The 7,752-nt window shown below is 49.0% G+C and carries 6 protein-coding genes and 1 pseudogene; 2 read left to right on the plus strand and 5 right to left on the minus strand.

Going from position 1 to position 7,752, the window contains the following annotated elements:
* Positions 1–5: 5 nt before the first annotated feature.
* The 5 genes and pseudogenes from JGK16_RS16195 to JGK16_RS16210 all read right to left on the minus strand — a co-directional run.
* The gene (locus JGK16_RS16195; protein ID WP_293184227.1) at positions 6–2,036 is read right to left on the minus strand and encodes a nitrate ABC transporter ATP-binding protein; all 2,031 of its coding nucleotides are present in this window, start codon (positions 2,034–2,036) and stop codon (positions 6–8) included.
* A gap of 225 nt (positions 2,037–2,261) precedes the next feature.
* Entirely contained in the window at positions 2,262–3,131 is an 870-nt protein-coding gene (ntrB, locus tag JGK16_RS16200; protein ID WP_293184225.1) for a nitrate ABC transporter permease, read from the minus strand.
* A 169-nt stretch (positions 3,132–3,300) separates the two neighbouring features.
* Entirely contained in the window at positions 3,301–4,647 is a 1,347-nt protein-coding gene (locus JGK16_RS16205; protein WP_293192549.1) for a CmpA/NrtA family ABC transporter substrate-binding protein, read from the minus strand.
* A gap of 180 nt (positions 4,648–4,827) precedes the next feature.
* Positions 4,828–5,100 (minus strand): 2Fe-2S iron-sulfur cluster binding domain-containing protein, encoded by a 273-nt coding sequence (locus JGK16_RS32760; protein ID WP_293271524.1) that lies wholly within the window; start codon positions 5,098–5,100, stop codon positions 4,828–4,830.
* Positions 5,101–5,175: 75 nt separating this feature from the next.
* Positions 5,176–6,702, minus strand: a pseudogene (locus JGK16_RS16210) (ferredoxin--nitrite reductase); the annotation flags it as partial.
* Between the two features lie 533 nt (positions 6,703–7,235).
* On the opposite strand from JGK16_RS16210, the gene JGK16_RS16215 reads away from it, so the two are divergent.
* Both JGK16_RS16215 and JGK16_RS16220 read left to right on the plus strand, forming a co-directional pair.
* The gene (locus JGK16_RS16215; protein WP_293184273.1) at positions 7,236–7,421 is read left to right on the plus strand and encodes a hypothetical protein; all 186 of its coding nucleotides are present in this window, start codon (positions 7,236–7,238) and stop codon (positions 7,419–7,421) included.
* A 67-nt stretch (positions 7,422–7,488) separates the two neighbouring features.
* On the plus strand, positions 7,489–7,752 hold a 264-nt coding region (locus JGK16_RS16220; RefSeq protein ID WP_293192553.1), incomplete at its 3' end, for a helix-turn-helix domain-containing protein.

The raw sequence follows: 7,752 nt of genomic DNA on the forward strand, positions 1-7,752 counted from the left end.
GGTGATTATGCTGGCTGTCTGATGGAACACTGACTGCCTATTTGTTCAATTAAGATTTCTTCAATGCGAAGGTCGCGCTTGATTTTGACGTTTTCAAGGTAGTCGATCGGGTCGTCTAGATTAAAGACAGTGCCGTCAAATAGTTCGATCGTCCGGCGAGCTCTAGCGATATCCGGCAAACCCAACTCGCGCACTGCTTGACCGAACACATCGGGCCGCAAAACTCGATCGACCACTTCCACCCAGTTTTTCGGGAACGGAATCAGTCCCCAGCGGGCCATCTGCGACATCACCCACACCATTTCTAGGCGGTCTGGACAATTGGTTTTGTCAACATAGAACTGGTTGAAATTGTAGAGCATTTCGGGTTGTGCCTCCGTACCGGAGTTGTACGGGTCGATGAACCCCGGACGGATGTCTTTTGGATCCGCACCGATGTATTGTTCTTGGCAAATCAATTCTAGGATTTCTTCGCGGTTGCGGCGGTCGTCGCAGTATTCGCAGGCTTCCAAAAGCGCTTTGACGAGGGCGACGTGGGTTTTAGGATATTTCTGAGCCCAATCTTCGCTAACGCCGAGAACTTTTTCGATGTGTCCGGGCAGAATATCCAGGGAACGGGCGATGGCAAAACCGGTACCGTCGTTGACTGCTTTGGAGTTCCAGGGATCGCCGGCGCAGTAGCCCTGGATGTTGCCTGCTTTTAAATTCGATACCATCTGCGGGGGAGGAAGCATGGTCAAGGCTACATCGCGATCGGGGTCAATCCCACCGGCAGCCAGCCAGTAGCGGAACAGCAGATTGTGCATGGAAGCGGAGTGTACCATGCCCAAGGTTTGTACCTTGTCGGGGGTCTTGGCGATCGCAGCTTTGAAATCCTTTAATGTCCGAATACCTTGGTCGTAAAGGTGTTTCCCGAAAATAATCGAGTTACCGTTGCGGGACAGGGTTAAGGCGCTGTTGATGGGAACCGGGGCTTCGCCGTCCAATCCCAACAGCATGGCGATCGGCATTCCTGCAACCATTTGCGCCGCGTCCAGCCGTCCTTGCGCGATACCTTTGGCAATTTCTTTCCAACTAGGTTCGCGCACGAGAGTGACTTCTTCTAAGCCGTGGGCTTTGAAGAATCCTTTCTCTTTGGCTACGACTAAGGGCGCGCAGTCGGTGAGGGGAATAAAGCCGATGTCGAGGTTGACTTTTTCCAGGCCGTTGCGGGCGATCGCCACGGATGGGGCTTGTTGTTTGGCCCGGCGCTGTTTCACCCGCTTTTGCTGGTTGAGGAAGTAAACCATTTCGTTTCGCAGCGCGTAGTAACTCGGATGGTTGACCACTTCCATGCGCTTGCGGGGCCGAGGAATGTCCACTTCCAGAATTTGTCCGATTTGCGCTTCCGGGCCGTTGGTGAGCATTACAATGCGATCGCTCAGCAACAAAGCTTCATCCACGTCGTGAGTTACCATCACGCTGGTGACTTTACTTTCTTCGCAAATGTTCATCAATTGGTCTTGCAAACCACCGCGAGTTAAAGCATCGAGAGCACCGAAGGGTTCGTCTAGCAGGAGCAATTTTGGGCGGATAGCGAGGGCGCGGGCGATCGCAACTCTTTGTTTCATCCCCCCAGAAATTTCGCTGGGGCGCTTGTTGGCAGCCTGTCCGAGTCCCACCAATTTAATGTGGTATTCGATTACCAACTCGCGATCTTCTTTAGAGTTACCGCTGTAAATTTCATCTACTGCTAGAGCAATATTTTCGCGCACCGTCAGCCAAGGTAGTAGCGAGTAATTTTGAAATACCACCATTCTATCCGGGCCTGGTTCGCGGACTTCGCGCCCTTCTAAAGTAATCCCGCCCTGACTTGCTGTGTCCAGTCCGGCGATGATATTTAACAGTGTAGATTTGCCACAACCGGAGTGTCCGATTAAGGTGATAAATTCTCCCTTTTTAATTTTAAGTTCGATATTTTTGAGAGCGATGTATTGCTCGCCATTTGGCAAGTTAAATACGCGGTCTACGTGGTCTACTTCAATAAGGATTGACATGATTATTTTCTGTTAGTTTGTACTTTAGTAGATGCTAATTATTAATTTGGCAATGGGGAATTGGGAATTGGGAAGAAGGCCAAACAGGTCATTGGCCAAACAGGTCATTGGGCATTGGGCATATATAATTATTCCCGCTTCCTAATAACTAATCACCAACTACTAATCACCCATTCCCCATTCCCCATTCCCCATTCCCCATTCCCCATTCCCCATTCCCCAATCTTATTTATTGTCTTCAGGAACAACTTTGGAAGCGACGAAACCAACGAGTCTGTCTAAAATCAAACCGACGATTCCTACATAAAGCACTGCCAGAATCACGGCGCTGAGTCGAGAACTGTTATAAGCGTCCCAGATGAAGAAGCCGATGCCGACACCGCCGACTAACATTTCCGCAGCTACGATCGCCAGCCAAGACAAACCGATACCAATTCTCAACCCTGTGAAGATGTAAGGAACCGAAGACGGTAGCAAGATTTTCCAGAAGTATTTTTGGTTGGGGAGGCGCAAGACTCGGGCGACGTTTCTGTAATCTTGAGGTATTTGTTGAACGCCTACTGTGGTATTAATCAGAATCGGCCAGATTGCTGTAATCAAGATTACGAAAAGTGCAGAAACTTCGTTAGCTTTCATCCCCAAGCCTTCAAAGGGATTGAACTGTTGAAATACTGCCAGGGCGATCGGTAGCCAAGCCAGGGGCGGGATTGTTCTAAATACTTGAAATAGCGGGTCTAAAGCATCGAACATTAAAGAGTTTGTACCGATTAATATTCCTAAACCAATGCCTAGAATTGCTGCTAGAGTAAAGCCGATCGCCACCCGCTGCAAGCTAGCAGCCAGTTGCCAGAATAAACCTTTGTCAGTACCACCGTTATCGAAGAACGGATTGATAATCAAATTCCAGCTTTCTTGGACGGCTTTAATCGGGCCGGGCAAGGTGGATGTGGGGTCGTGGCAGAGGATTTGCCAAACTACCAGCAGAACTGTAATCGCAACTAGCGGGCGGATGATTTTTTTGCGGTTTTTTTGAACCATATCCAGCACGAAATTTGCTGGATTTTTGCTCTTAGAAACAGAGAGATTGGTTGCCATTTGTCTGTTTGCAGTACAGTAGTGAATAATCGATTATTTGTAGATACTTTGAATTGAGAACCCTATCGGCTGTGGTGGGTTGAGTTGCGAAACTCAACGCCACTAAATTTTATGATTTGTCAACTGTCAACTGTCAACTGTCAACTGTCAACTGTCAACTGTTCACTAATTAGGCTTTCTTGATAGCCAGACTCTTCAGATATTCTTCTGGTTTTTCCGGATCAAACTTCACGCCGTCAAAAAATGTTTCGACACCGCGAGAAGTGGTAGCCGGAATTTGGGCAGCGGGAACGCCAAGTGCTGTCGCTGCTGCTTTCCAAATATCCTCGCGGTTAACTTTATCAACCGTGGCTTTGATGTCGGTAGTTGCCGGCATATAACCCCAGCGAATATTTTCTGCGATGAACCAAGCATCGTGACTCTTGTAGGGATAGGAAGCATTGTCAGCCCAGAATTTCATTGCTACTAAACTAGCTGCTTCAACGCGGCCAGTACCATAGTCAATTTGTCCTTTCATGCGACCTGCAATATCTGCAAGTGGTACTTTCAACCACTTATCTTGAGAGATGATTTGGCACATCTCATCTTTATTTTCTGGCTTATCGCACCACTGCTGAGCTTCCAGTACGGCCATTGTAATTGCTTTAGTAGCTTTAGGGTTTTTCTCAACCCAATCTGCTCTTAAAGTTAAGGCTTTTTCTGGGTGATCTTTCCAGAGTTCTCCCGTTACTAAGGCGGTGTATCCAACTTTTTGAGTAACTAGCTGGGCATTCCAAGGTTCGCCGACGCAAAATGCTTCCATGCTGCCGGATTTCATGTTAGCTACCATTTGAGGTGGCGGTACTGGAATAACAGAAACATCTGTATTCGGATCGATGCCACCGGCTGCTAACCAATAGCGCATCCACAAATCGTGGGTGCCGCCGGGAAAGGTAACAGCAATTTTTTGATTGGCGAGGGCTGCTTTGAGTGGTTTGCTGTCTGTACCTACTTTTAAATCTAGGTATTTTTTGCTTACGGAGATGGCTTGACCGTTGGTATTTAACCGGGCAACAATGTTCATCGGCACTGGTTGATTGCCTTTGGTAATTGTGCCTAAGGTCATCTGGTAAGGCATGGGGGAGAGGATGTGGGCTCCGTCAATGCCGCCTTTTTCAGAACCGAGTTCTAGGTTGTCGCGAGTAACTGGCCAAGATGCTTGTTTGAGGATTTGTACGTCTTTCATGCCGTACTTGGCAAATAACCCTTTTTCTTGGGCGATGATTATGGGTGCGGAGTCGGTGAGGGCGATGAATCCGAGTTTGGCTGTAGTAACTTCGGGGGCGTCGGCGGGGTTGACGTTGACTGCTGGGGCGGCGCTGGGTGAGGCAGCGCCCGGTGAGGCAGCGCCCGGTGAGGCAGCGCCCGGTGAGGCGCTGGTAGTGCTGGAACCGGAACTGCAACCGTGGGCGAGGAGGGTGCCTGCTGCTGTTGCTCCGGCGGTGATGATGAATTTTCTTCTGGAGAGGTTGCTCATTTGTCTTGAATTGTTGGTGTACTTTGAGATACTCGAAATGTGAGATGCCTGATGTGAGATTGGTTTACGACCTTCGCAATGACATAATTTCGATCGCACTGAGACAATATCATTCGCAATGACATAATTCTGTTCGCAATGAGATAATTCTTTGGGTCTCTCGAATCTCACATTATGATATTAGGCGTCGATCGACACTTTGCCGATCGCCCGCGCGCTGCAAGCTAAGATGAACCCTGGTTCTAAGTCGGAGGCTGCGTCAGGCTGGCTGTCGTAGACGGTTTTACCTTCTAGGAGTTGCTGCTTGCAAGTGCCGCAGGTTCCCGATCGACAACTGCTGTCCAGTTCAAGCCCAGCCCTTTCGGCAACGTCGAGAATGAACTCATCTTCGCTGCAAGCAACTGTTTTGCCCGATCGAGCGAAAATGACAGTAGATGTCTGAGGTTTCGCCATCAGAACTGTTTCGTCTCTCTCAACCGTCAGTTGCAGTTGCCGGTTCAGGGAAGCGACATCCCCGAAAGCTGGATTGGGCACGGCCCCAAACTTATCAATTAACAGTTGATGCAGCACCGGTTTCAGGTCTTCGCAAGGAATGCTTTTTTGGACGCAAGTACCCAAATGAGCATCTTTGCCAACTGTTCCTCCCATGTAGATGTCTACACCTTCGAGGGTTTTGCCGTTCTTCCGAACTTTTGTACCCATCAAGCCGATGTCGGCTACCTGGGGTTGAGCGCAGGAATTGGGGCAACCAGTCCAGTGAATTCTGACCGGTTTGGGAACAGAGAGTTCGGCTTCCAGTTCCCGAATCATTGCCACGGATCGGGCTTTGGTTTCGATGAGGGCGAAGTTGCAAAACTTCGACCCGGTGCAGGAAACTAAGGCTCGCATCAGGGGTGCGGGGTCGATCGAGAAACGTTGCAATAACGGTTCTTTTACGAGGGATTCGAGCCGCGAGTCCGGAACATTGGGAACAATCACGTTTTCTTCGACGGTGAGCCTGAGTTCGCCGCTGCCGTAAACCTCAGCGATTCTGGCCAAATCGTACAAATCCGCTGCTCGCAGCCGTCCGACGGGAACGTGCAACCCTACATAGTTGAGCCCTGATTGTTTTTGCGCGTAGATGCCGATGTGGTCGCGTTTGTCCCAGATGATTTCATCTTTGGGGGAGGCGGGGGACAAAGTGCGGCCTACTTCTTTTTCGACGGCTGCGCGGAATTGTTCGATGCCGAGTTCGTCAATCAGCCACATCAAGCGAGATTTTTGGCGGTTTGCTCTCGGGCCTCGATCGCGATATACCGTTAATATCGCTCTGCACAAATCTACAACGTCGCTGGGACTTGCCCAGACGTTGAGAGGAATTGCAGCTTCGCAGCGTTTGGCGGAGAAGAAGCCGCCGACTAAAACGTTAAAGCCGATGTTGCCGTCAGAGTAAGCGGGTACGAAGGCGATGTCGTTGATTTCGGCGTGGACTGAGTTATCGCGGCAACCTGCGATCGCAATATTAAACTTTCTCGGCAGATTGGAAAACTCTGGGTTGCCTTCGCCGCTGTTGGTAATCATGTCTTGGACTTGGTTCGCCAATTCCCACGTATCTATCAGTTCGTCGGCATCCAAACCCGCGACTGGGGAACCCGTGATGTTACGTACATTGTCCATGCCAGACTGAACGCTGGTCATCCCCGCTTCCTTGAGGCGGCGGAATATATCGGGCACATCTTCGATCCGAATTCCGCGCAGTTGCAGGTTTTGTCTGGTGGTAATGTCAGCGCTGCCGTCGGAGCCGTAGCGTTGCAATATGTCTCCTAACGTTCTAGTTTGATTGCTGGTAATGACGCCGTTGGGCAAGCGCAGGCGCATCATGAATTTGCCCGGAGTTACTGGCCGAAAGAAGATGCCGAGCCATTTGAGGCGGTGCTCGCGGTCTGTTGCATCCATTGCTTCCCAGCCGATTTGGGCAAAGTGATCTAGCTCAGCTTTAACCGCTAAGCCATCTTTTTCGGCTTTGAGTTTTTCAAATTTGTTTAGGCTCGCTTGGGGTTCTACTGTTTGGGTCATCGATTTACCCTCGCTGCTGGTTTATTCCCTGAGATATTGACTTGGAGCATAAAATGTGTTTCCTGCTAACCTTAATGAGCCTGTGGATTTAAAACTGTATATTTAGTTACTGGATCTAATTTCGTTTAAGCATGGTTGGTCTTTTGTATACTTGAGCTTTGCCAGGCGCTGTCTCGAATTCAGCCAAACTATATATGGTTATAGTTGTTACCGATGGCTCGATCGCTGTATTCCGATGCACCTTTGTTATGAACTAATGTAAAGCGCGCAACAGTAAATATTCGTAGCTATTTTTACAAAATCTTGAGTTTTATGAGCTTTTTGCATCACCGCAATGCGTTTTATACATTGGAAATGGGTAAAGACACCCACAGATCCCAAAAAGCTTTATAAATCTTTAGATTTTGGAGGGGAGTGGAGGCAATGGGTAGCTCTGACATAATATTGTGACGGCGATCGCAGACTTCAAACGTCGCTCGTCACAAAATAAGCTCCGTGGTTATCACACAGTTAGGCTCAAAACATCACGCTCTCTGCCATGCCAGCGTCACTCTGTTACCGATACGGGCAGTTTGACTGTAGCCGATCGCTACGGTTTGATGGCCGCTGTATTGGATGACTCTCTCGACGAGCAAGACAGACATTCGATCAACCGCCTGCTGCGCTCGGTGCTCAAGGGAAAAGTCAAAATTGTCAACGAGCTCTCGGCGATAGGTTAAGAGCAAGACTTAAGTGGCAAATAGGAAAGCTAAACTTATCTACAGTTGATTGCTGAGAGTCAGTTCCATGTTTGCCGTCAAGCGAGCGCTCAAATTGAATAATACTGAAGCGACCTTGATGGCAAAACACGCAGGCTTTCGGCGCGTGGTATTTAACATGGGTTTGAGCCTGAGAGTTCAAATGTACGGTGGAGGTGAGTTTTCCGACTCAAAGGTCATCAACGAAATCAAGAAAGTTCTCACTAACTACGTCAAGAAACAACCTGAATGTGCTTGGATGAATCAGTTGTCTTCTCGTGTTTACCAAAACGCTTTGATTGATTTAAAAGAA

Origin of the sequence: Microcoleus sp. PH2017_09_SFU_O_A (assembly GCF_020738625.1) — a bacterium.
Taxonomy (GTDB): Bacteria; Cyanobacteriota; Cyanobacteriia; order Cyanobacteriales; family Microcoleaceae; genus Microcoleus.

Bases quoted from the DNA above. Each gene is read 5' to 3' on its own strand.
- JGK16_RS16195 (WP_293184227.1), bottom strand. From the start codon at position 2,036: ATGTCAATCCTTATTGAAGTAGACCACGTAGACCGCGTATTTAACTTG.
- ntrB (WP_293184225.1), bottom strand. From the start codon at position 3,131: ATGGCAACCAATCTCTCTGTTTCTAAGAGCAAAAATCCAGCAAATTTC.
- JGK16_RS16205 (WP_293192549.1), bottom strand. From the start codon at position 4,647: ATGAGCAACCTCTCCAGAAGAAAATTCATCATCACCGCCGGAGCAACA.
- JGK16_RS32760 (WP_293271524.1), bottom strand. From the start codon at position 5,100: ATGGCGAAACCTCAGACATCTACTGTCATTTTCGCTCGATCGGGCAAA.